This is a genomic window from Saccharophagus degradans 2-40 (assembly GCF_000013665.1).
Classification (GTDB): Bacteria; Pseudomonadota; Gammaproteobacteria; order Pseudomonadales; family Cellvibrionaceae; genus Saccharophagus; species Saccharophagus degradans.
Genome location: NC_007912.1, coordinates 4,381,819 through 4,402,444, shown reverse-complemented (window position 1 = coordinate 4,402,444; position 20,626 = coordinate 4,381,819). Strand labels below are relative to the sequence as shown.

The following is a 20,626-nucleotide window of genomic DNA, read 5'->3' as shown; positions in this document are numbered from 1 at the left end:
TCCGCTCCGGCGGCTTAGCTGGGCGTTAAATTCTACAATGCGAAAGATAACTATTTTTTTACTTACACTATTAATATCATCTCAGCTTTTATCGAACGAAATGTGCGACGGCATGCAATGGGATGGAGAGGGTCCTGTTGAGATAGAAGTTACCGTTTATGAGCCGTGGAGCAATTACGTTTCTGGAGCTAATGTACGTTTTATTAAAATCGGCCGAAAAGGTGATGCTACCAAGGAAGAATGGAACAGTGTTGTCCCAGAGCACGCTGTAGAAGGAATTACCGATGCGAGCGGAGGTACAAAATTATCACCAATTCTGCAATTGCATGGTTTTGATCCAGTTAGCGGTGGTCTAGAATCGTGCGAAGAAAGCACTGGATTTTATGGTGGTGATGTTTATCTTTTAGTTCAGAAAGCCGGTTATCACACTTACAGCGTCGAATTGTCTAGTCTCATTATAAAATCATCATTCAAAAAAGGTGAGAAAGTAAAAGGCCGAATAATAGTCAATTTATTACCAAAACGAATTTGAACACAGTTAAAGACAGGCAGTGCACCAAGCGAAGCTGGCGAATAGATTAATAGGTGTAAGTCCTCTGCTTTGTAAGGTGTAGCGCACCGCCGAGGCCCCGAGTTATGCGCGGCTAATAGCAGCCAGCTTTCATCAAGTGTTAGCGCGTGTTTAATCCCATTCTAGTCCGCCCGCTTGGTATTCAATTACTCGGGTTTCAAAAAAGTTTTTTTCTTTGCGAATATTGGCTTGCTCATCTAGCCAAGGCAGTGCGCATTTAGCCTGCGGGAAGGGTTCTTCTAAGCCCAGCTGGCGCGCGCGGCGGTTGGCGATAAATCTAAACTGTTCTATATGGTCGTTGGCGCTGTAGCCTAAAATTGGCTCGCGTAATATATAGCGCGCGTAATTTGCCTCGGCTTCGTCGGCTTCTTCCCACATGGTTTTAATTGCGTCTACATCTATGTTGGTGCAGTTTTCTATAATAATCTGCGATACGGTTTGAATGCCAAAGGCGCAGTGCATGGTTTCGTCGCGCATTATGTATTGCAGTTGTTCTGCTGTGCCTTTCATTAAACCGCGGCGCTGCAGAGCAAATATTGGGCTAAAACCATTGTAAAACCAACAGCCTTCAAACACTGCGGCAAAAAAGATATAGGCCAATATAAAATTGTTAAGTTGGTCTGGGTCGGTTAGGTCTATATCGCTGCGCAAAATACTTTCTAGTCTGCGGTTGGCCATTTGTATTTTGGCGTTTATTTCTGGCACCACGCGGTAGCGGTTATATATTTCACCTTGATCAAGGCCGAGGGTTTCTATGCAGTGTTGGTAGGTCCATGTGTGCAGGGCTTCTTCATACACTTGGCGGGCTTGGTATATTTGTAGTTCTGGTGCGGTCATTTTTTCCATCACCGCAAGGCCAATGTTGCGCATGGCTAAAATGTCGGAGGTGGTGAGGTATGACAGCACATTTTCGTACATGTGGCGCTCAGCTTCGGTGAGGTTGTGTTTGTAGTCGTACACATCCTGCGACATGTTTATATCCAGTGGGGTCCAATGGTTTTTATTGGCGTTTATAAAAAAGTCCCACGCCCAAGGGTACTTAAAGGGCGCTAATTGGTTGATGTCTGTGTGGCCGTTAATCACGCGTTTGTCACTTGCGCAAACTGGGGCCTGCGCGTTCGGGGTGGCAGCTTGGCCTGCTAGGGCAGAGCGGGGTTGCTCGGTTGTGGTGCCAGTAGGGGCGGGTTTGGCGTTGTTTAGGGTGTCCCAGTCGAGCATGGCTTTGTCCTCGCGCTAACTATATGTGGTTGTTTAAGCTTGTTTTGCCACTATATATAGGTGTGATGCGGTGCGAAATGGCAATCAAGCAGAGGCTTGATTTACATCAGATAAGCGCAAAATTAAGGGGTGTGTAGCGCAATGCATTGCCGTGTCTTTAGGGGCGGAATTGGCGCTATTTGTGGTATCATGCGCGCAATTTGCCCAAGCAAGAGCTTAAGCGCTATGCATTGTCCCTTTTGCAGTGAAACAGATACCAAAGTAATCGACTCTCGATTAGTGGCCGACGGAGCCCAAGTGCGCCGTCGCCGTGAGTGTTTAACCTGTCACGACCGCTTTACCACGTTCGAAACCGCAGAGCTGGTTATGCCGCGTGTTATTAAGCAAGATGGCACCCGCGAGCCATTCGACGAAGAGAAGTTGCGCGCAGGTTTGCAGCGCGCGTTAGAGAAGCGGCCGGTAAGCGTAGAGGCCATTGAATCGTCTGTGCAAAACGTTAAGCATTACCTGCAAGCATTGGGTGAGCGTGAAGTTAAGTCATTAATGATTGGCGAGAAAGTCATGGAAGAATTGCGTAGCCTAGACCAAGTTGCCTATGTGCGCTTTGCGTCTGTGTACCGTAGTTTCCAAGATTTAAGCGAGTTCCAGCAGGAGATAGACCGCCTGCAAAAACCGAAGCCAAGCCCAATAAAGTAAGCCCTAATTTTTTGTTTGCCGGTGCACCTGCAGTGCGGGCGCACCGTTAAGCCCTATTGTGAAATACCCCATGTCTAATTATTCAGTTGCTGACCAACGCTTTATGACGCGCGCAATGCAACTTGCTCGCGAAGGCACTTACACCACAACCCCTAATCCACGGGTGGGCTGTGTGTTGGTGGATGCAGCGAATAACATTGTGGGCGAGGGCTACCACGTGCGCGCCGGCGAAGGTCACGCAGAGGTCAACGCCATTGCCGATGCTGGCGCTGCCGCACGCGGAACAACAGCTTATGTCACCCTAGAGCCGTGTAGTCACACCGGTAAAACCGGCCCCTGCTGCGAAGCGTTAGTTGCGGCAGGTGTAAGCCGCGTTGTGTATGGCATGGAAGACCCCAACCCCAAAGTGGCGGGCAGGGGCTTAGATCACCTCGAAGCCGCAGGCATTCAAGTAGATGGGCCGGTGCTAGAATACGATGCCTACGAGCTTAACCCTGGTTTTATAAAGCGCATGCGTCAAGGCTTGCCGTTAATTCGCATCAAAATGGCAATGAGCTTAGATGGCCGCACCGCAATGGCCGACGGCACCAGCAAGTGGATTACCAGCCCCAGGGCGCGCGACGATGTACAGCGTTTGCGCGCGCGCAGTTGCGCTCTTATTACAGGTGTAGACTCGGTTTTGTTGGACGACCCATCGCTAACCGTGCGCCTGTCGGACGATGCCCGCCAACCATTGCGGGTAATTGTAGATAGTAAGTTGCGCCTACCTAAAGATGCCGCCATTCTTAGCCAGCCTGGTAAAACCGTCATCGCTACCTGTGCTAATGTAAATCAAGCACAAAGCCCCTATGGCGACACCGAAATTTGGACGCTGCCCGAAAAAGACGGCCGTGTTAGCCTGCAAGCCCTAGCGCGCAAGTTAGCGCAGCAAGAGTGCAATGAAGTATTGGTAGAAACTGGCGCAACTCTGGCCGGTGCATTTGTATCCAGTGGGCTAGTGGATGAGCTTGTTATTTACATGGCAGGCAAACTATTGGGCAGTACCGCCCGTCCGTTGTTTGATATACCCATCAGCAAAATGAGCGCCCAATTGCCGTTATCTATTACCGATATTCGTGCAATTGGCGATAACTGGCGTATTACCGCCATTCCAGACCCAGAAGGTTAGCAGAAGGTTAGAGCGCAACTATGTTTACCGGTATTGTTGAAGCCAAAGGCACCATAGCCAAACTAGAGCCGCGCGACGGCGATGTGCGGTTGTGGGTAACCGCCCCCGATCTCGACTACAGCGATGTAGCTTTGGGTGACTCGATAGCCACCAATGGCGTGTGTCTAACCGCTGTGCAGTTGCCGGGTAACGGCTTTGCTGCGGATGTATCGCGCGAAACCTTAAGCTTAACTACCTTGGTAAATTGGCAGCCCGGCACTGTGGTTAACCTAGAAAAAGCACTTACCCCGCAAACCCGCTTGGGGGGGCATATAGTAAGTGGCCATGTAGATGGCGTAGGGGAAGTGGTGTCGCGTCACCCAGATGCGCGCTCGGAGCGATTTACTATTCGCGCCCCTAAAGAATTGGCGAAATACATTGCTCACAAGGGGTCTATAACCGTCGACGGCACCAGTCTTACCGTAAATGCCGTAAATGGTGATTTATTCGAGCTGAATATTGTGCCCCATACGCTGCAATGGACCATAATTGATAGTTATACCGCGGGCACCAAAGTAAATTTAGAAGTGGACGTAATAGCCCGCTACTTAGAGCGCTTACTGCTAGGCGACAAGGCTGCCGAGCCCAATGCGCAAAGCGAGATGACCGTACAGTTTTTAGCGGAAAACGGCTATTTAAAATAAGGTAACGAAAGGTTTACTGGCTTTATGGAACTGAATACCACAGAAGAAATTATTGATGAAATCCGTCAGGGCCGCATGGTTATCTTGATGGACGACGAAGATCGCGAAAACGAAGGCGATCTTATTATGGCTGCCGAGCAAGTGCGCCCCGAAGACATTAACTTTATGGCGACCCACGCCCGCGGGTTAATTTGTTTGACCCTGTCGGAAGAGCGCTGCAAGCAACTCGATTTGCCTCTTATGGTACGCGACAATCACGCCGCGCATTCCACTAACTTTACCGTATCTATCGAGGCGGCCGAGGGCGTAACAACGGGAATTTCCGCCGCCGACCGCGCGCGCACCATTCGCGCTGCGGTTAAACGCGATGCTTTGCCACGCGATTTAGTTCAGCCGGGGCATATCTTCCCGTTAATGTCTCAACCTGGCGGTGTACTAAGCCGAGCTGGCCACACAGAGGCAGGCTGCGACTTGGCGCGTTTGGGTGGCTACGAGCCAGCTGCCGTTATAGTGGAGATTATGAACGAAGATGGCAGCATGGCGCGCCGCGAAGATTTAGAAAAATTCGCAAAGCTGCACAATATTAAAATTGGCACCATCGCCGATTTAATTCAGTACCGTGCCATTAACGAAAAAACCGTTACCTGTATTAACGAGCGCACCGTACACACCAATCACGGCGAATTTATTTTAAAAACCTATTTAGATAAAGCGCGCAAAGAGTGCCATTTTGCCTTACTGAAAGGCGAGGTTCGCCCCGACGAACCCACGCTTGTGCGTGTGCATGTGGGCAACACCGCGCGCGACGTATTAGGTGTGCAGCGCACCGACATGGATAACCTTTCGTGGAGCTTCCAAGATGCCATGAAACGCGTGGCAGAAGAGGGCAACGGCGTGCTGGTATTAATTTGCCACAACGAAACCACCGAAGAAATTGAAGAAAGTATCGATTGGATGCTAAGCGGTAAAAAAGCGCGCCCTCGCCAAGACGTAGCCTACAAACAAGTGGGTACCGGTTCGCAAATACTTAAAGATTTAGGCGTAAGTAAAATGCGTTTGCTAAGCGCACCTTTCAAATTCAAAGCTATTTCTGGTTTTAATTTAGAAGTTGTGGAATACCTTAAAAACGACGCATAAGCCAACAAGATTGAACAAATATTAGGAGAAAAATATGACCATTAAAGTAATTGAAGGGGATTTTAAAGCCTCTACCGGCAAATACGCATTGCTAGTAAGTCGTTGGAACAGTTTTGTTGTTGAGCATTTAAAAGATGGCGCTATAGATACATTGCGTCGTCACGGTATTAGCGACGAAAACATCGAAGTTATCTACGCGCCTGGCGCATTCGAGTTTCCATTGGCTGCGCAAAAGCTAGCAGATGCAAAACGCTACGATGCCATTATTGCATTGGGTGCAGTTATTCGCGGTGGTACACCTCACTTCGATTACGTTGCCGGCGAATGCACCAAAGGGTTAGCGCAAGTATCGTTAAACGCAGGTTTGCCCATTACGTTTGGCGTACTTACTGTAGATTCCATCGAGCAAGCCATAGAGCGCTCGGGCACTAAAGCAGGTAACAAAGGCGCAGAAGCGGCTTCTACTGCATTAGAAATGGTTTCTCTTATTAGCAAAATATAAAACGGTTAACGTTCTTACCCGTTATTACAAGGTTAAACATTGAATGAAAGTTAGCGCAGCAGCTCGCGGTCGAGCCCGACATTTTGCCATGCAAGCCCTCTACCAGTGGGAAATGTCTGGCAATGCACTTCATGTGATTGAAGCCGAATTCCACACCGACAACGATATGTCGAAAGTGGATGTGGAATATTTTCACGAAATTCTTCACGGCGTAGCGGCTATTAAATCAACTCTGGATGAAACCTTTAAACCGTTTTTAACCGGTTTGCGTTTAGATGAAATCGACCCAGTGAGTTTGGCGGTATTGCGTCAAGCTTGTTACGAATTCGAAAAGCGTGTTGATGTGCCCTACAAAGTAGTCATAAACGAAGCGGTAAATCTTGCCAAAAAATTTGGCGCAGCCGATAGCCACAAGTTTATTAACGGCGTGTTAGATAAAGTAGCATTGCGCGTTCGCAAAGACGAAGTAGAAGCCATGCGTACCGGCCGAAGCTAATACACCGCCACGTGAACGAGTTTGATTTAATTAAGCAGTATTTTCGCAATGTGTCGCCAGTTGTTGAAGGCACAACGCTCGGCAATGGCGATGATTGCGCGCTGCTGCAATTAAAACCAAACCAAACTATGGCGGTATCGGTAGATACATTAGTAGAAGGCGTTCACTTCCCGTGTGGGGCGAGCGCAAACGATATTGCGCAGCGCGCATTGCGCACGGCATTAAGTGACCTTGCCGCTATGGCCGCAACGCCGCGCTGGGTAACCCTAGCCCTAACCTTGCCGCAGCATAATAGCGACTGGTTAAGCGCGTTTAGTGAAGGCTTGCGCGCCGATTTGCACGCATTTAATTGCGAGCTTATAGGCGGCGACACAACCCGCGGTGCACTTACTATAAGTGTGCAAGTGATGGGCGTAGTAGAAAATTACCCCGCGTTAACGCGCGCAGGCGCCAAGGTAGGCGATGGTATTTTTGTTACCCACACTTTAGGCAATGGCGCTGCCAGCTTATTGCAGGTGCTGGGTAAATTGCAGTCTTTAGCGCTGCCTAATGCATTGTGTAGTGAGTTGGATGACTTATTCTATCGCCCTGAATTAGCGTTTTACGTCGCGCAACAATTGCATGCTGTTGCCACCAGCGCCATTGATATATCCGATGGCTTAGTGGCAGATTTAAAACATATTTGTACGGCCAGTGGTGTAGGGGCAAAGGTTAATGTAGCGCAGCTACCGTATTCTGCTACCGCAAAAAGCTTGGCAAAGGGTATAGAAAATACAGCGCTAAATAGTGAGCGGCTTACCGCGCAACAGTTGTTACAGCAGTGGGCTTTATACGGCGGTGATGATTACCAACTGTGTTTTACCGCCCCCGCCCACGCAGTAGCGGAATTAAAAGAGCAAACCCCGTTGGCCGCAACGCAAATAGGTGTGGTAGTGGCCGAGCAGGGTGTGCAGTTGCATAACAATGGTCAAGCCTTAGCCGTGCAACACAAAAACGGATACACACATTTTGAGTGATGCAGAATTAACAAAGCATTCGGTTGTATTGCCGGTGCCGCATTTTAGACAGTTGCTGCAAGACCCGCGCTTATTACTTGCATTTGGGTTTGGCTCTGGGCTCTCACCTATTATGCCCGGCACCATGGGTACAATGGTGGCTCTGCCAATTTATTATTTAATGGCACCGTTAAATATTTGGCTGTATATCGCGCTTGTGGTGCTAAGTATTTTAATTGGTAACTATTTGTGTGGTTACGCAGCTAAAAAATTAAAAGTGCACGACCACCCAGGTATAGTGTGGGATGAGTTTGCAGGCATGTGGATAACCATGATAGCCGTGCCCTTTAGTTGGCAAACTCTGTTGGCGGGGTTTGTACTGTTTAGAATTTTCGACATGGTAAAACCCTGGCCAATAAGTTTGGCCGATAAACATATTCACGGTGGCGTGGGTATTATGTTCGACGATGTACTCGCAGGCTTTGCCGCTTTAGCTTGCCTGCACGGTGCGCTGTATATGGGGTGGTTAATGTGAAGCTACTAAAAAGCAAATGGAATTTTGCATGTTTATTGGTAAGTGTTATTTGGCTCGCAAGCGTAAACGCAGTTGCATTGGATGCAAGAAAGGTAGAAGTGCGCGGCCTGTTTAAAAATGCCGCCATATTGCAGGTTAACGGCCAGCAGCGAATGCTAAAGGTAGGGCAAACTTCGCCTGAGGGCATAAAGTTAATAGCAGCCGATAGTAAGCAAGCCGAAATTGAAATAGACGGCAAGCGCACAGTGCTTAGCCTGTCGAAAAAAATTGCCGCCACGTTTTCCGAGGCCGCGCTGGGGGAGGCACGTATACCCGCAGGTCGAAATGGCCATTATTTTACAACCGGTATGATTAACAATCAGTCGGTTAAGCTGTTGGTGGATACTGGCGCGAGTTCTATAGCGTTAAATTCGATTGTGGCAAAACAGTTAGGTATAGATTACTTAACCAGCCCTCGCTATGTGGGCGTAGCAACTGCAAGTGGCACCACCCGGGGTTATAGGGTTACTTTGCGAGAAGTTACAGTTGGCGGTATTACGTTAAACAATGTAATTGCAGTGGTTACAGAAGGCGAATTTCCGCGCGATATATTATTGGGTAACACATTTTTATCCGAATTGGATATGAAAGTAGAGTCTGGCGTGCTTATTTTGCAGGCCAAATATTAGAGGAAGTATTAGTGACGGTTAAATACGTCGAATCATCCAAACTGCCAACCCCAATGGGGATGTTTGCGATGCACGGGTTTTCTGACGACAGCAGCGATAAAGAACACGTTGTGCTTACTATGGGAGATGTTTCTTCCGAGGAGCCAGTATTGGTGCGCATTCATTCCGAGTGCTTAACCGGCGACGCGCTATTTAGTTTACGTTGTGATTGCGGCGCGCAGTTGCAAGCGGCAATGCATAAAATTGCGATAGAAGGGCGCGGTGCTATTTTTTACTTGCGCCAAGAAGGTCGTGGTATTGGTTTGTTAAATAAAATTCGCGCATACAAATTGCAAGATTGCGGTGCCGACACGGTAGAAGCAAATGAGCGCTTAGGTTTTGGTGCCGATATGCGTGACTACTCTATTTTAAAGCCCATGTTTGAACACCTAGGCATAGCGCAAGTAAAACTAATGACCAACAACCCGCGCAAAATAGATGCCCTTACCCAATACGGTATAAACATTGTTAATCGCATTCCACACGAAACTGGGCGCAACCCACACAATGCCGATTACCTAGAAACTAAAAAAGGTAAGCTGGGGCATATGTTTGGTGAAAAAGACGGCGAGTAATGCGGTAAATAACTAACTCAGAAATTAAGTAAGACAGAAAAGATATATAAAAAAGCCCTCGGTAATTCCGCAAATTAAACAGGTGTAATTCACGAGGGCTTTTTATTGTGTGCTTAATAGCAAGTAAAAATTACTGGCTTATATCAAACGAAAAACTGCCATCAATATTATCGCCAGTGTAAGTAGCTATATCGAAGGTACCGCTAACAGCGGTATCGCTAATCGCACTAATGGTTACGCTGCCCATAGTGGCAGAAAGCGAAGCTGGGTCGCTGGGAGTGCCGCCAAACACCGAAGACATAAGCATTACGCTAACAACATCGTCGCTATCTGCATCGTCAAAAAAGTCGATAACATCGTAAGTGCCGGTAGTAATAGAGCTTGGGAACTCCAGCATTAAGCTGACTTTGGTGTCGCCGTAGGGGGCTTCGACTGTAATAGAGGTTGCGCTGTTACTGCGTTCTTCCTCCTGGCCGTTAGTGGTAACGGTGATGTTGGCATCAGAGAATATGTGGGAGCCGCAAACGCCACCGGTTGCGTTCAGGTCACTGTGATCTTCGCTGTTAAAGCTAAAACTACCAAAATCAAACGCTGCCGAATCGGAAAGCTTATACATATTAAAGTTGCCTAGTGTTGCGTCCTCGCAGATCAACTCAATTCGGTAATGGTCATCAGAAACAATATAGTAGTTAACCTCCATTCCCGATGGGCAAAATAAAGCATTACCTTCTTCGTCAGAATCTTCAAATGCAAAATTATCGCTAAAATCAGAGGTGGTGAGCGTTTCTTCGGGGAACCCATCGCAGTTAGCTATAACCACTTCAGAATCATTCACATAACGCACGGAAGTAACACTATTGCCCGCAATTACAAGATCGGTCAAGTAATGGGCTGTTTGCCCTCCAAACTCTACGTCGTTTTCTATTGTGGCATCAATATCCATTTTGGATCGCCAGGTGCCCGTTTGTTTTAGGAAATTGAATTGCTCAAGGGACACTTTGGTACCGCCGGTATCGCCACCGACATTGCCACCTGTATTGTCATTGGTTTTATTATCCCCACCGCCACAGGCAGTAAGGGTAGCAATTGCGAGGGTAAGTGATGAGGCTTTTGCCCATTTCCATTGTTGGCTAGTCATTACATCTTCCTTTTTTATTTAAAGCAATAGAGAAATAAATATGCGTAGCTAAACACCTATTTATATGCCCGCCGAAAGATACACCAAAAAATAGGAAAAGTGTGTGAATGATTGCGCTTTGGCGCAAATTTTTTATGTGGGCGTAAAAAAGCCCCGCCTCAGGTCACCAAAGCGGGGCTTTTTAAAATGGCAGGGTTTATTCTGCGGCTTGAATACTTAGGTCATCTAATACAATTTGGCCGCTACTTTCGGTACGTAATGTTATGAAAGAGCTGTTGGTGGCGGTAAAGCCGGTTACTGTGTAGGTTTGGCCTGCAACTAGCGAGTCTAAAGTTTCACTGTAAAAGCGCGATGAGCCGCCGTGAATAGAGTCGCCGCTGGCAGAGGTATTGTTGTCTACATATATTTGAAATTTCTTAGTTAGGGTGCCGCCTACGCTTACCACTTTAAAGCTTACGGTGTAGGGCGCGCTTAAATCTAATACGCCCGTTGTAGTGGTGTCTGCACCGGTTGTGCTTACACTTGGCGTTGTGTTGCCAATTGATACGCGTGCGCCAGTCATATCCAATTGCTGTGCGTTAATTTCCACCGTGCCGGTTACGCGGTGGTACATGGGTGTGCTGGTGCCAGCAGAGCCAGTAATATCGCGGTACGCGGCGCTAAAGAAATTGGCGGCGTCAGTGGCGGCAAAATTTTCAGTGTAAGGTAGGCTTACATCACCTTGCACTGGGGCTTCTGGTTCACCTAGGTCGCCTTCAGGGGTAACGGGGTCTGGAATGGTAAGCCCTGTCTGGTCTATTTTGCCAACGCCTGCACTCGCAATGACGTGGGCTTTTACATCGGCTGCCGGCATAAGCGTGTAGCTGTATGGCACTACGTAATCTGAGGTTGGCGTTTGTGTTGCGCCTGCAGATACTTCGCCAGTACCTGGGGTTGTCCAAGTTACATTGGTGAAGAGGTTGCCTGAGGTGTTCCAGTACCCAATTACGTCAGAGTAAAAAGAGACAATCGGGTTTTGTGAATCTTCAAAAACGTTATTCTCAATTAATAACTCGGCACCAATACGTGAGTTGATAGCCGTTGAGCCTACGTCTTTGTAGTAGTTATTGTACAAATGGCCTACACCGCGACGGAACAGCGGTAAACGCGATTCAATATTCTCAAAACGGTTGTGGTGGAAAGTAATTTTGCGGTCGGTGTTGTGTGCACCTTCGTCATTTTCGGTATGGCCGTGTAACGATGCTTTCCAATGGTCGTGCAGGTAGTTGTAAGAAATAGTAATGTTGCTCGCGCCGCTTTTACTATCGATTAAACCGTCGTAAAAATCTTTGTCTGCCGTTGGGGCGCTGTAGAATTCGTTGTGATCAACCCAAATGTTTGACGTGGTGCTGCCGTCGTCATCACCTTCTATACTAATTGCATCTTTACCTTCGGTAAGGACGCTTTTAAAAGTAAGGTTGCGAATAATAATGTTGTTGGCGCGGCGTATTGCTATACCAACACCGTCAAATGTTGCTTCGGCGCCGTAACCAATTATAGATACGTTATCCATATCTTTAATTTGAATAGGCTGGTTGCCGTTGGCAGAGTTAAACGAATTTATGGTGCCGTCTACGTAAATAATGACCGGTGAATTACTCGATTTGGCGTTGTCTAAAACTGTTTGCAAATCTTTGCCGTTATTAACGGTATAGGCTGTGCCGCCTTCGCCACCGGTAAGATTAAAATTGTGGCCGGCGAAGCCAGCATCTGCGGTTGCGTCGGCTGTTTCGCCCTCTGGTTCCCCTTCAGGCTCTCCTTCAGGTTCTCCCTCCGGCTCGCCCTCTGGTTCTCCTTCAGGCTCAGCTTCTGGTTCGGTTTCTGGCTCTGGTGTGTTTTCTTCGCCAAAGTTTAATTCAATTTCACCACCGTCGTTACTGCCACCACAAGCAACTAAGTTGTGGGCGAGTACAAACATTAATAACAATTTAAAAATTTTCATGTGTATACCTAAGTAATGCAAATAAGGTTGCGTTGTTAACTTTCTTGGCCTTTAAGTAAAAACCGAGAGCCTAGGCTCTCGGTATTTGTAGGCTGAAATTTTTATTTGGCGGCTTCAACCGCGTTGTATTACTGAGTGATTTGTATATCTTCGTAAACGAAAGTTTGCTCACCGGTGTTGTTAGGCGTAGCGAAGAAACCCACTTTAAGTGTGTCTGGAAGGGTGTCTGTAAATGAGCTGCCACCAATGTTGCTATAGGTGGCACCGCCATCAGTCGAGTAGCGTGCGGTATAACTATTACCTGCGCGCTCTAGCTGTATATACAGGTTGTCGCCAGCGGTTACGTCAGTCGTTCCAGTTTTATTCCAGCTACCAGCTGTGGTTTGAATGTGGCCGTAGGTGGCAACTAAATTCACAGTAGTATCAACTGTAATGTCATTGAGGCTGGCGTGGCCCATTAAGCCAGTTGTTGCCGCTGCCGCATCGCAAACACACATCAATATGCCTGTAGGGAACTGGTAGCTGCCGTTTTCGCGCAGTAAGCCAATGGTTTTAGCTTTGGCGCTAATTACAAAGTCGCCAGTCAATTCTTGATAAGCGAAGTAAGTTGAAAGTTTGCTCGATTCAAACTTACCGCCGTCTGCAGTGAATGTAATATTGCTGTCTGTTTGCTCGGTAATGTTGCCGGAAACAGATGTTGTAGAACCCCCAAGGCTCATTGCAATGCCAGTCCACGTTACTGCACCAGGTATAACGGGGTCAGCACAGGCATCGTCAGAGGTATCTTCTGGCAACGGGTCCCAGCCTGTCCAATCGTTCCAGCTAGCAAAAATTTGCGCGCGGTTACAGTACTGCGCATCTACTTGTGCTTGCGTAAGTTGGATACAGCTGCCGCTATCACCGCAGCGTGCAGATACATCTAGAGCCGTGCCTGCAGAATCCATGCTGCCAAATTCACGCCAGCCTGCGTCAGCAGTAGCTACCGCTGGGTTAGGGGCAGGTTGACCGTTAATGTCGGCGTAGGCGAAGCCTATGTCGGCAATATGGCTACCCATTTTGGTGTTAATAAACGAAATATTATCGAAGTAACCCGTGCTGCCGCCGCTGCGCGCAAGGTAGGTTTTGCCATCGCCAATTTCGTTACCGTTTACGCCGGTAGCTTTTGTTAATTCGCTATTTAAGAAAACAAAGCCAAGGTCTGTTTCTAGTGGCGTACGCGCTTGCAGAATATAGCCACCCGAGTCGCCCGCACCTGGTTTAGAGTCGGCAATAGATCGAATTTCTGTTTCTTCAAACAAGGTTACTGCGCTGTAGCCCCAAATAAAGTCTACGTTACCTACCACAAGCGAGTTGTAGAACCAGTTGTAGCCTTTAAGTAACAGCGTATCTTGTTCACTAATAAAAGCAGCGCCTTTGGCAATTAAGCGATCGGTATTGCTGCTGCTATTGAAGTAGATAGTTTCTGCTTGGTCGCCACCACCAGTGCGCTGATGACCGTTTTTAAGGGTTAGCGTTTCTAGGGTTAGCATGTCTGAGTTGGCAACATAGAAGTTTGCGCGGCCAGTGCTGCCACCGTTCATGGCTTCGTGGTTGTTGTAATGAATAACAACGCCGTCGCGGCTTTCACCTTTTAGCGTTACGTTGTTGCGCTCTGCTAGATATAGCGGCTCGTAGTAGTTGCCGTTAGCAATGTTAATGGTGATTGAATCGTCCGTGGTATTTGCCATAGCATAGTTCAACGCACCTTGTACTGTGCTGAAATCTGCACTTGCATCGTCGTCTACAGTTACGGTGTTGCCGGTAGGGGCAGAGGCTTTGGTAGAGAAAGTCCAACCCGCGTTTTTACCTAAACCATCAAACGCAATGGTGTTTAGTGTTGCGCCGGTAAGTACGTTATCGCCAATGGCAACGTAGTAGTCTTGGCCGTAGGCAAGTGCGTTACTGTGTGGGCTAACGTGTAGGGTGTTGCCATCCAAGTAAACCGGTGTGGTATTTAATTCACGCTTGTTGGCTTGGCCGGCGTAACCCAATGCATCACTTTCGTCGGTAAGGCGAATAACATCTACTTCGCTATCGTCTGCTGCATTGTATATACGTATAGAGCCAACACCGCTTAGGGTAGGTGCGCTATCGAATGTAATGCTTAAATGTGCGTCTGGGTTGGCGTCAGTCATACCAACAGTTGGTGTTACCTTAGAAGCTATATCGCCGTAGTCGGTAGTAGACATAACAAACGCGCGTGCAATTTCTACATCAATTGTTTTAACGCGATTAGCATCTGAACCAGCGGTAAAGGTCACGGTGGCACTACCTTGAGCTACAGGGGTAATGGTTACTACGTTATTTGCAATACTTGTGGTTACTACATTGGTATCGCTGCTAACTGCGGTAAAGGTATCTGCTGTTACGCCATCGCTTTGTATGGCAGTAACTGTTACGTTTAGCGGGTCTTGGTCTGCCGCTGCTTCCCATAGCGGGCTGGCGTAATCCAGTGAAAGTTGTACAGGCTTAATAGCTGGGTCGCCTACTCGCACCCAATCAATTTCGAATGAGCGGTTGTAAGTCATAAAGCCAATTTTACCTGTTAATGGGTAAAGGCCATCGGCATCGGTAAAGCTGCCTTGTGGTTCGCCATCTAGGTAAATGGTGCCTGTATTGCCTATCATATCGAAGCGTACTTCGTACCAGTAGCCGTCGCTCATGCCTGTTGTACCTAGCTCTAACGGGTACTTGGCCTGCACCAAGCGGTTGCTAATGCTAGTGGTGTTTTCTGGCAATACGAAACCTGCTTCTACTTGCGTACTTGCAGTAGAGCCTTGCATGCTTAAACCGCCAAAGTAATATTCTTTAGGGCCTTCGTAGCGCGACATAGCGTGCAGGTACTTGTTGCCTGTGTTGCCGTTGTTGCGCGGGCGAATACGGTACTCTAAGGAGTAATCTGCGTTGGTTACATTTTCGAATGCTGTATCTTTTACAACAATAAGTTCGCCATCTGCTAAGTCACCGCCACGGGTGCCTGCTGTAAAGCGCAAAGATTTGCCGCTTGCTTCGTCTAATATGTCGAATACACCAGGGCTTGGTAGGTCGTATGTGGCAATGAGATCGTCCCACTTGTCATCAAACGTGCCGTCTTCAAAGTCGTCACAGAAGTAGAAGCCTGTTTCTGGGCAGGTCCACGCGCCCTCTGGTTCTGGCTCGGGCTCGGGTTCGGGTTCGGGTTCCGGTTGTGGTTCAGGTTCAGGTTCAGGCTCTTGTACTGGGGCGGGTTGGTTTACTGCCGGTATAGCATCGCCGCCGCTGGTTATATCGCCACCACCGCAAGCCGTTAATGTTGCGCACAGGGCTAACAACGCAGATAGAGTTCGTTTTGTCATATCGAGCATCCTTATTATTTTTTGAATTAAATCTGTTAATTTTTATCGGTCAGCCATGCATATCCAGAATGGTTTGCCGAAATTTATAATTGGACAGACCAAAATTAACACTTGGCGCTCAGATTGTCTAACACAATTGTGTTATTTAATGATAAGAATTGCCTATTAAATGGTCTGAAATCGATGGGAGTTGGCTATAGGGGGCGTGTTTTTTCAGTGGTAGATAGCTGCGACAGTAGGTGAGCAGGTGTTTGTCGAAGAGGGAGGGGGTTTTCTGTCAGGCCAATTTTAAGGTTGTTAGCCGCTGCTGCCAACGGCTAACAATAAAATGGTTAGCCAATTTCCCGCAATAACTTAGCGGGTGCTATGTGTACTACCTTACGTGTAGATGCCCAGCCCACGGCGCCTATTAGGGCTGCGCCTATAAAGGGTGCTACTAGCCACATGATAGGTTGTGGTTGGTATTGCAGGTTGAATACGCGGGTTTGTAAAAAGTAAAAGGCGGTTTCTGTGCCTACTGCGGCAAGTAAGCCCGCCAGAGCACCAAGTGCACCAAATTCTATTAACAGTATATTGCCCACTAAGCGTTTAGGTGCGCCTAGGGTGCGCAATATGGCGCTTTCTTGCATGCGTACATCTAGCGTAGCTTGTACTGAGCTAATTAATACCAATACCCCAGCGGCAAGTACCAGCATAAGAATAAATTCTACGGCGAGCGTAACTTGGCTAACTATGGATTGCAGTTGCGCAATCAGTTGGTCTAGCTCGATAACTGATACCGTTGGGTAGGTTTTAATTAAGTCGTTTAAAAAAGGCTTTTGGTCGGGTGCTAAATAAAAGCTAGTAAGCCAATTTGCTGCGGTGCCATCTAAAACGGTGCGGTCGAAAATCATATAGAAATTGGGGTTCATCGAATCCCACTGCACAGACCGAATACTCGCAAGCTCTGCGTTTACTCGCTCACCGGATATGCTAAAGGTAAGAACATCGCCAAGTTGCATGTTTAAGCCGGTGGCATATTCTAGCTCTGCAGAAACATACAAGCCCTGTGGGCGCGGGGTGTTGGTTTGCCACCATTCGCCCTGCTCAATTTTATTGTCGCTACCTAAGGTGTTAGACCAGGTTAGGTTTAATTCGCGTGCGTAATTGTGGGGTACTTCTTCGGTTTCTAATATGTCTTTTACTGTTACGCCATTCACTTCTATTAAGCGACCGCGCATCATGGGGTAAAACGGGCTGTGCTCTACCTGTGCGCTAGCTAATTTTTCTGCTATTGGTGTGCGGTCTTCAGAAAAAATATTAAATACAAAATGGTTGGGGGTACCTTCTGGTATTTGGTTTTGCCATTGGCTAATTAAACTCGTGCGCGTTAACGTAAGGGTAAATAGCAACATTAATAAGGTGGAAAACACCAAAATTTGTACGCTGTTCATTTGCCTGTGGCGCTGTAAATTTGCCAAGCCTAAACGCCAGCTTCCGGTAAGTTTTTTGGTGGTAACGCGACTAGCCAAAATAATAAGGCGGGCACAAATAGATATACCAATACAGCAAACCGCCAAGCCTAATGTAAGCACCAAGGTTAATTGCAGGCTTTGGCTGTACCAAAAAATTAAACCAATAATGGCAAGTACGCCGGGCAGCCAACTTAGCCAGCCAAAGTTTAATGCGCTTTGGCTATCTAATCGTATAACTGCGGCGGGGGAAACTTGGCGTAAACTTAGTATAGGTGGTGCAGCAAACGCCGCCAGCGCCACAATGCCAGACCCAGCCCCAATAAACAGCGCACTTACTGATGCGCTAGCTAAACCATTGGGCAGTAAATCTTGCAGCGCGAAAATTATTCCCCAGTGTAAGGCCCAGCCCACCACTGCGCCCGGTAAAATACCCACCATGCCTAAAGCTAATAAATTGCCACAATAAAGGCGGCTAATTTTGTTGGGTGTTTGGCCGAATGTTTTAAGTAGCGCTACATTCGTTGCTTGTCGCATGGCGTAGCGTCTGGCGGCTAACGCAATGGCAAGCCCGCACAGCACAACACCTAAACTGCCCGCTAATAATAAAAAGCTTTCTGCGCGGTTTAGCGCGCTGCCCACGCTGCGGTTTTGCTCGTGAATATCTACCCAGCGGTGATGTTCGCCTTTGTTGGCTTCAAAATATTGTTTAAATGTTTCTACGCTACTGCTGTCGCCGGCAAGCATCCACGTGTAGTTAACGCGGCTGCCCAATTGAATAGCCTGTGTTTTTTCTACGTCATTTATATGAATAAGCGCGCGTGGGGCTACACCAAATAAACTTTGCGCGTTGTCGGGTTCCTTAATTATGGCCGCGGTTGCTTTAAAGTTGGCTTCGCCAATTTGCACAGTATCGCCAATATTTATGGCCAGTGCGCCAAATAAGCGCGATGCCAGCCAAACCTCGCCTTCGGCTGGCCCGTGGTTAACTAGGGTGGGGGCGCCGAAAGGGGTATCGGCAATTTGTATTTGGCCTTTTAGTGGGTAGCTAGCTGCAACAGCTTTTGTGGCCGATATATGCATGCTCTCATCCGAAAACACCATCGCGCGAAATTGTATAGTAAGTGCACCTTGTAGGTTTTGTTGTGTCGCTTCGTTTTGCAGTGGGGTTGGTATGGGGGCCGAGCCGGTTATTTGTGCATCGCCTGCTAAAAACTGGCTGGCTTCATCGTATAACGAGTTATGTATACGGCTGGCGAATAGGCTAATGCATGTAATAGTGGCCGTGGCGAGTATTAGCGATACCAGCAATAAACCCAGTTCGCCGCCGCGCCAATCGCGCAGTAATAGTTTTAAACCTGTTTTCATGGTGGCTCCTAAGCGAAATGGGCTGTGGTAATTTCGCTAATGCGACCTTCTTCCATGCGCAATTGGCGCTGGCAGCGCTGCGCGAGTTTGTCGTCGTGAGTAACCAATATTAATGTAGTATTGCTTTCACCGTTTAGTTCGAATAATAAATCGGCAATGGCGCGGCCTGTGGCCGAATCTAAATTACCAGTGGGTTCATCGGCAAACAATAATGGTGCCTCGCAAGCAAAAGCACGTGCTAGCGCTACGCGTTGTTGTTCACCGCCAGATAGCTGCTTAGGGTAGTGGGTTAAGCGCTTACCTAGGCCCACCCGCTGTAAATACTGGCTGGCTTTGGTTAAAGGGTCTGCGTTACCGCGCACTTCCAATGGCAGCATTACGTTCTCTAGTGCGGTTAAACTGCCTAATAATTGAAAGTTTTGAAAAACAAAAGAAATGTAATCTGCGCGAACTTTTGCCCGCTGTTCTTCGTCTAATTGAGTAATATCTTGCGAATCGATAACAATATTGCCCGATGTTGGCGTATCTAACCCTGCAAGCATGGTAAGCAGAGTGGATTTACCCGAGCCAGATGCGCCCACAATGGCAACAGATTCACCTTTTAAAATATTCAAATCGATGCTTTTTAGTAAAGCGAGCTCGCTTTCGTGAATAGGTACTTGGTGGCAAAGGTTGTGGGTGCTAATCATAATGTGCAACTTTGTAATCGATTAAAAAATGAAAAAGGTTAACAGGTAGCTTACAGTCTACAGTGGTAAGCTTACAGCTAGGTGCTAAGGGTTTAACGGCTAAACTCAAATAGCTAAACCCTAAGGCTAACAGTTATAGCACGGCAAAATAGGTAAACAATATGAAATTGAACGGTTTCGCGCGCCACTTAGTGGTTTTACTTGGCGTAGTGTGTTTTGTATACGCAACACAGGCTCGCGCAGATCAAGCCCGCCCTACTATTTTAATCCTAGGCGATAGCCTAAGCGCAGCTTATAAATTGTCTGCAGAAGACGGCTGGGGGCATTTATTGGTTCAACGCCTTGCGGCGCAAGGGTTTAATTATGAGGTGGTAAACGCTTCAATAAGTGGTGCTACCACTAATGCAGGCTTGCAGCGAATGCCTGCCTTATTAGAAAAGCACAAACCAGAATATGTATTGTTAGAGCTGGGCGCAAACGATGGCTTACAAGGCATGCCGGTAGCAGGCATAACGCGCAATTTGGAATCGCTAATTAAGCAAGCACTGCACGCCGGCGCAGAGGTAATATTACTGGGCATTCAGCTACCCCCCAATTTCGGCAGCCGCTACACCCAGCCCTTTTTTGAGCAATACTCAAGCTTGGCTAAAAAATATAATTTAGCGTTGGTACCATTCCTATTAGAAGGTGTAGCAGGTAAACCTGCACTCATGCAAGCCGACGGTTTACACCCCACCGCAGAGGCACAACCAATAGTACTAAACAATGTATGGCCAGTACTTAAAGAACAATTGAGTAAAAAATAGTAATGAATTGCTAATCGCTAGTAACTAGCGGCTAGTAATTAGAAGTTAGCGATTACCTTTTTGGCGGCCTACTGTCACTCATAATAATATCTAACTTAGTTTGCGCCCGTTCAGTATTGGTTAAATCTATCGGCTCTATCATTTCGCACTCATCCCTTATCATTTCTTCAATATGAGTAGGGTAGTGCCTACAGTCTTCTGGGCGATCGTGATAAATACTGCAGGTGTATTTTAGTGGGGCAGTAGTCGTAGTTGGTGGGCTGATTTCTAAAAATGGGCAGCGGTTTAATTTTTTGCCTGTGGCTGGGTCTACCCAAATGTCACCATTATGTACGTATTCAAATATATGGGGCTGAAATAGCTCCCACATATCTATTTCGTTGGCGGTAGCAGAAAGTGCCCCATCGCCATATTTTATGCAGCATTTACCGCACTGATTACAGTCTTTCATGTTTTGCACACTGTTTAGAATAAGCGCCACCATGGTAGCATCTATACCCCAGCTCTGGGCCGATTCAGGCCAAATAGGTAAAACA

Annotated in this window: 19 protein-coding genes; 12 read left to right on the top strand and 7 right to left on the bottom strand. The window is 47.5% G+C overall.

The annotated features are described in order from the left end of the window. Window positions 1-37: 37 nt before the first annotated feature. On the top strand, window positions 38-532 hold the full coding sequence (locus tag SDE_RS18100; protein ID WP_011469932.1) for a hypothetical protein: 495 nt from the start codon (window positions 38-40) through the stop codon (window positions 530-532). A 150-nt stretch (window positions 533-682) separates the two neighbouring features. Here SDE_RS18100 and SDE_RS18095 read toward each other — a convergent pair whose 3' ends face one another. After that, window positions 683-1,789: a ribonucleotide-diphosphate reductase subunit beta gene (locus tag SDE_RS18095; protein ID WP_011469931.1), complete on the bottom strand. Its 1,107-nt coding sequence runs from the start codon at window positions 1,787-1,789 to the stop codon at window positions 683-685. A 225-nt stretch (window positions 1,790-2,014) separates the two neighbouring features. On the opposite strand from SDE_RS18095, the gene nrdR reads away from it, so the two are divergent. From nrdR to ribA, 10 genes are all read left to right on the top strand, one after another. Further along, window positions 2,015-2,485 carry a transcriptional regulator NrdR gene (gene nrdR, locus SDE_RS18090; protein ID WP_011469930.1) on the top strand — a complete coding sequence of 157 codons (471 nt, stop codon included), beginning with the start codon at window positions 2,015-2,017 and terminating at the stop codon, window positions 2,483-2,485. A 70-nt stretch (window positions 2,486-2,555) separates the two neighbouring features. Continuing rightward, window positions 2,556-3,653 carry a bifunctional diaminohydroxyphosphoribosylaminopyrimidine deaminase/5-amino-6-(5-phosphoribosylamino)uracil reductase RibD gene (ribD, locus tag SDE_RS18085; protein ID WP_011469929.1) on the top strand — a complete coding sequence of 366 codons (1,098 nt, stop codon included), beginning with the start codon at window positions 2,556-2,558 and terminating at the stop codon, window positions 3,651-3,653. Window positions 3,654-3,673: 20 nt separating this feature from the next. After that, window positions 3,674-4,336: a riboflavin synthase gene (locus SDE_RS18080; protein WP_011469928.1), complete on the top strand. Its 663-nt coding sequence runs from the start codon at window positions 3,674-3,676 to the stop codon at window positions 4,334-4,336. 24 nt (window positions 4,337-4,360) lie between these two features. Beyond that, the gene (gene ribBA, locus SDE_RS18075) at window positions 4,361-5,473 is read left to right on the top strand and encodes a bifunctional 3,4-dihydroxy-2-butanone-4-phosphate synthase/GTP cyclohydrolase II (RefSeq protein ID WP_011469927.1); all 1,113 of its coding nucleotides are present in this window, start codon (window positions 4,361-4,363) and stop codon (window positions 5,471-5,473) included. 34 nt (window positions 5,474-5,507) lie between these two features. After that, complete coding sequence (ribE, locus tag SDE_RS18070; RefSeq protein ID WP_011469926.1) at window positions 5,508-5,975, top strand: 6,7-dimethyl-8-ribityllumazine synthase; 468 nt, start codon at window positions 5,508-5,510, stop codon at window positions 5,973-5,975. Window positions 5,976-6,018: 43 nt separating this feature from the next. Beyond that, window positions 6,019-6,471: a transcription antitermination factor NusB gene (gene nusB, locus SDE_RS18065; RefSeq protein ID WP_011469925.1), complete on the top strand. Its 453-nt coding sequence runs from the start codon at window positions 6,019-6,021 to the stop codon at window positions 6,469-6,471. A gap of 11 nt (window positions 6,472-6,482) precedes the next feature. Beyond that, on the top strand, window positions 6,483-7,487 hold the full coding sequence (thiL, locus tag SDE_RS18060; protein WP_011469924.1) for a thiamine-phosphate kinase: 1,005 nt from the start codon (window positions 6,483-6,485) through the stop codon (window positions 7,485-7,487). After that, a complete protein-coding gene (locus tag SDE_RS18055) occupies window positions 7,477-8,001 on the top strand; it encodes a phosphatidylglycerophosphatase A family protein (protein WP_417750318.1) in 525 nt (174 codons plus the stop codon). The genes thiL and SDE_RS18055 overlap by 11 nt, the downstream gene beginning before the upstream one ends. Continuing rightward, window positions 7,998-8,669: a retropepsin-like aspartic protease family protein gene (locus SDE_RS18050; protein ID WP_011469922.1), complete on the top strand. Its 672-nt coding sequence runs from the start codon at window positions 7,998-8,000 to the stop codon at window positions 8,667-8,669. The genes SDE_RS18055 and SDE_RS18050 overlap by 4 nt, the downstream gene beginning before the upstream one ends. 11 nt (window positions 8,670-8,680) lie before the next feature. Further along, entirely contained in the window at window positions 8,681-9,283 is a 603-nt protein-coding gene (gene ribA / locus SDE_RS18045; RefSeq protein WP_011469921.1) for a GTP cyclohydrolase II, read from the top strand. A 130-nt stretch (window positions 9,284-9,413) separates the two neighbouring features. Here the strand turns inward: ribA and SDE_RS18040 are convergent, their stop codons facing one another. The 5 genes from SDE_RS18040 to SDE_RS18020 form a co-directional block, all read right to left on the bottom strand. After that, window positions 9,414-10,421: a hypothetical protein gene (locus tag SDE_RS18040; protein ID WP_011469920.1), complete on the bottom strand. Its 1,008-nt coding sequence runs from the start codon at window positions 10,419-10,421 to the stop codon at window positions 9,414-9,416. 196 nt (window positions 10,422-10,617) lie between these two features. Further along, window positions 10,618-12,402 (bottom strand): pectate lyase family protein, encoded by a 1,785-nt coding sequence (locus tag SDE_RS18035; RefSeq protein WP_011469919.1) that lies wholly within the window; start codon window positions 12,400-12,402, stop codon window positions 10,618-10,620. A gap of 128 nt (window positions 12,403-12,530) precedes the next feature. Further along, on the bottom strand, window positions 12,531-15,776 hold the full coding sequence (locus SDE_RS22965; RefSeq protein WP_011469918.1) for a pectinesterase family protein: 3,246 nt from the start codon (window positions 15,774-15,776) through the stop codon (window positions 12,531-12,533). 332 nt (window positions 15,777-16,108) lie between these two features. After that, window positions 16,109-18,595 (bottom strand): ABC transporter permease, encoded by a 2,487-nt coding sequence (locus SDE_RS18025; protein WP_011469917.1) that lies wholly within the window; start codon window positions 18,593-18,595, stop codon window positions 16,109-16,111. An 8-nt stretch (window positions 18,596-18,603) separates the two neighbouring features. Continuing rightward, on the bottom strand, window positions 18,604-19,284 hold the full coding sequence (locus tag SDE_RS18020) for an ABC transporter ATP-binding protein (RefSeq protein ID WP_011469916.1): 681 nt from the start codon (window positions 19,282-19,284) through the stop codon (window positions 18,604-18,606). A 161-nt stretch (window positions 19,285-19,445) separates the two neighbouring features. On the opposite strand from SDE_RS18020, the gene SDE_RS18015 reads away from it, so the two are divergent. Then, the gene (locus SDE_RS18015; protein WP_011469915.1) at window positions 19,446-20,090 is read left to right on the top strand and encodes an arylesterase; all 645 of its coding nucleotides are present in this window, start codon (window positions 19,446-19,448) and stop codon (window positions 20,088-20,090) included. Window positions 20,091-20,142: 52 nt separating this feature from the next. Here the strand turns inward: SDE_RS18015 and SDE_RS18010 are convergent, their stop codons facing one another. Beyond that, the gene (locus SDE_RS18010) at window positions 20,143-20,574 is read right to left on the bottom strand and encodes a YkgJ family cysteine cluster protein (RefSeq protein WP_011469914.1); all 432 of its coding nucleotides are present in this window, start codon (window positions 20,572-20,574) and stop codon (window positions 20,143-20,145) included. Between the last annotated feature and the right edge of the window lie 52 nt (window positions 20,575-20,626).

Coding starts and splice junctions, on each gene's coding strand:
- SDE_RS18100 (WP_011469932.1), top strand. CDS start 38: ATGCGAAAGATAACTATTTTTTTACTTACACTATTAATATCATCTCAG.
- SDE_RS18040 (WP_011469920.1), bottom strand. CDS start 10,421: ATGACTAGCCAACAATGGAAATGGGCAAAAGCCTCATCACTTACCCTC.
- nusB (WP_011469925.1), top strand. CDS start 6,019: ATGAAAGTTAGCGCAGCAGCTCGCGGTCGAGCCCGACATTTTGCCATG.
- SDE_RS22965 (WP_011469918.1), bottom strand. CDS start 15,776: ATGACAAAACGAACTCTATCTGCGTTGTTAGCCCTGTGCGCAACATTA.
- SDE_RS18080 (WP_011469928.1), top strand. CDS start 3,674: ATGTTTACCGGTATTGTTGAAGCCAAAGGCACCATAGCCAAACTAGAG.
- ribE (WP_011469926.1), top strand. CDS start 5,508: ATGACCATTAAAGTAATTGAAGGGGATTTTAAAGCCTCTACCGGCAAA.
- ribD (WP_011469929.1), top strand. CDS start 2,556: ATGTCTAATTATTCAGTTGCTGACCAACGCTTTATGACGCGCGCAATG.
- SDE_RS18010 (WP_011469914.1), bottom strand. CDS start 20,574: ATGGTGGCGCTTATTCTAAACAGTGTGCAAAACATGAAAGACTGTAAT.
- SDE_RS18020 (WP_011469916.1), bottom strand. CDS start 19,284: ATGATTAGCACCCACAACCTTTGCCACCAAGTACCTATTCACGAAAGC.
- SDE_RS18015 (WP_011469915.1), top strand. CDS start 19,446: ATGAAATTGAACGGTTTCGCGCGCCACTTAGTGGTTTTACTTGGCGTA.
- SDE_RS18025 (WP_011469917.1), bottom strand. CDS start 18,595: ATGAAAACAGGTTTAAAACTATTACTGCGCGATTGGCGCGGCGGCGAA.
- SDE_RS18095 (WP_011469931.1), bottom strand. CDS start 1,789: ATGCTCGACTGGGACACCCTAAACAACGCCAAACCCGCCCCTACTGGC.
- SDE_RS18035 (WP_011469919.1), bottom strand. CDS start 12,402: ATGAAAATTTTTAAATTGTTATTAATGTTTGTACTCGCCCACAACTTA.
- nrdR (WP_011469930.1), top strand. CDS start 2,015: ATGCATTGTCCCTTTTGCAGTGAAACAGATACCAAAGTAATCGACTCT.
- ribBA (WP_011469927.1), top strand. CDS start 4,361: ATGGAACTGAATACCACAGAAGAAATTATTGATGAAATCCGTCAGGGC.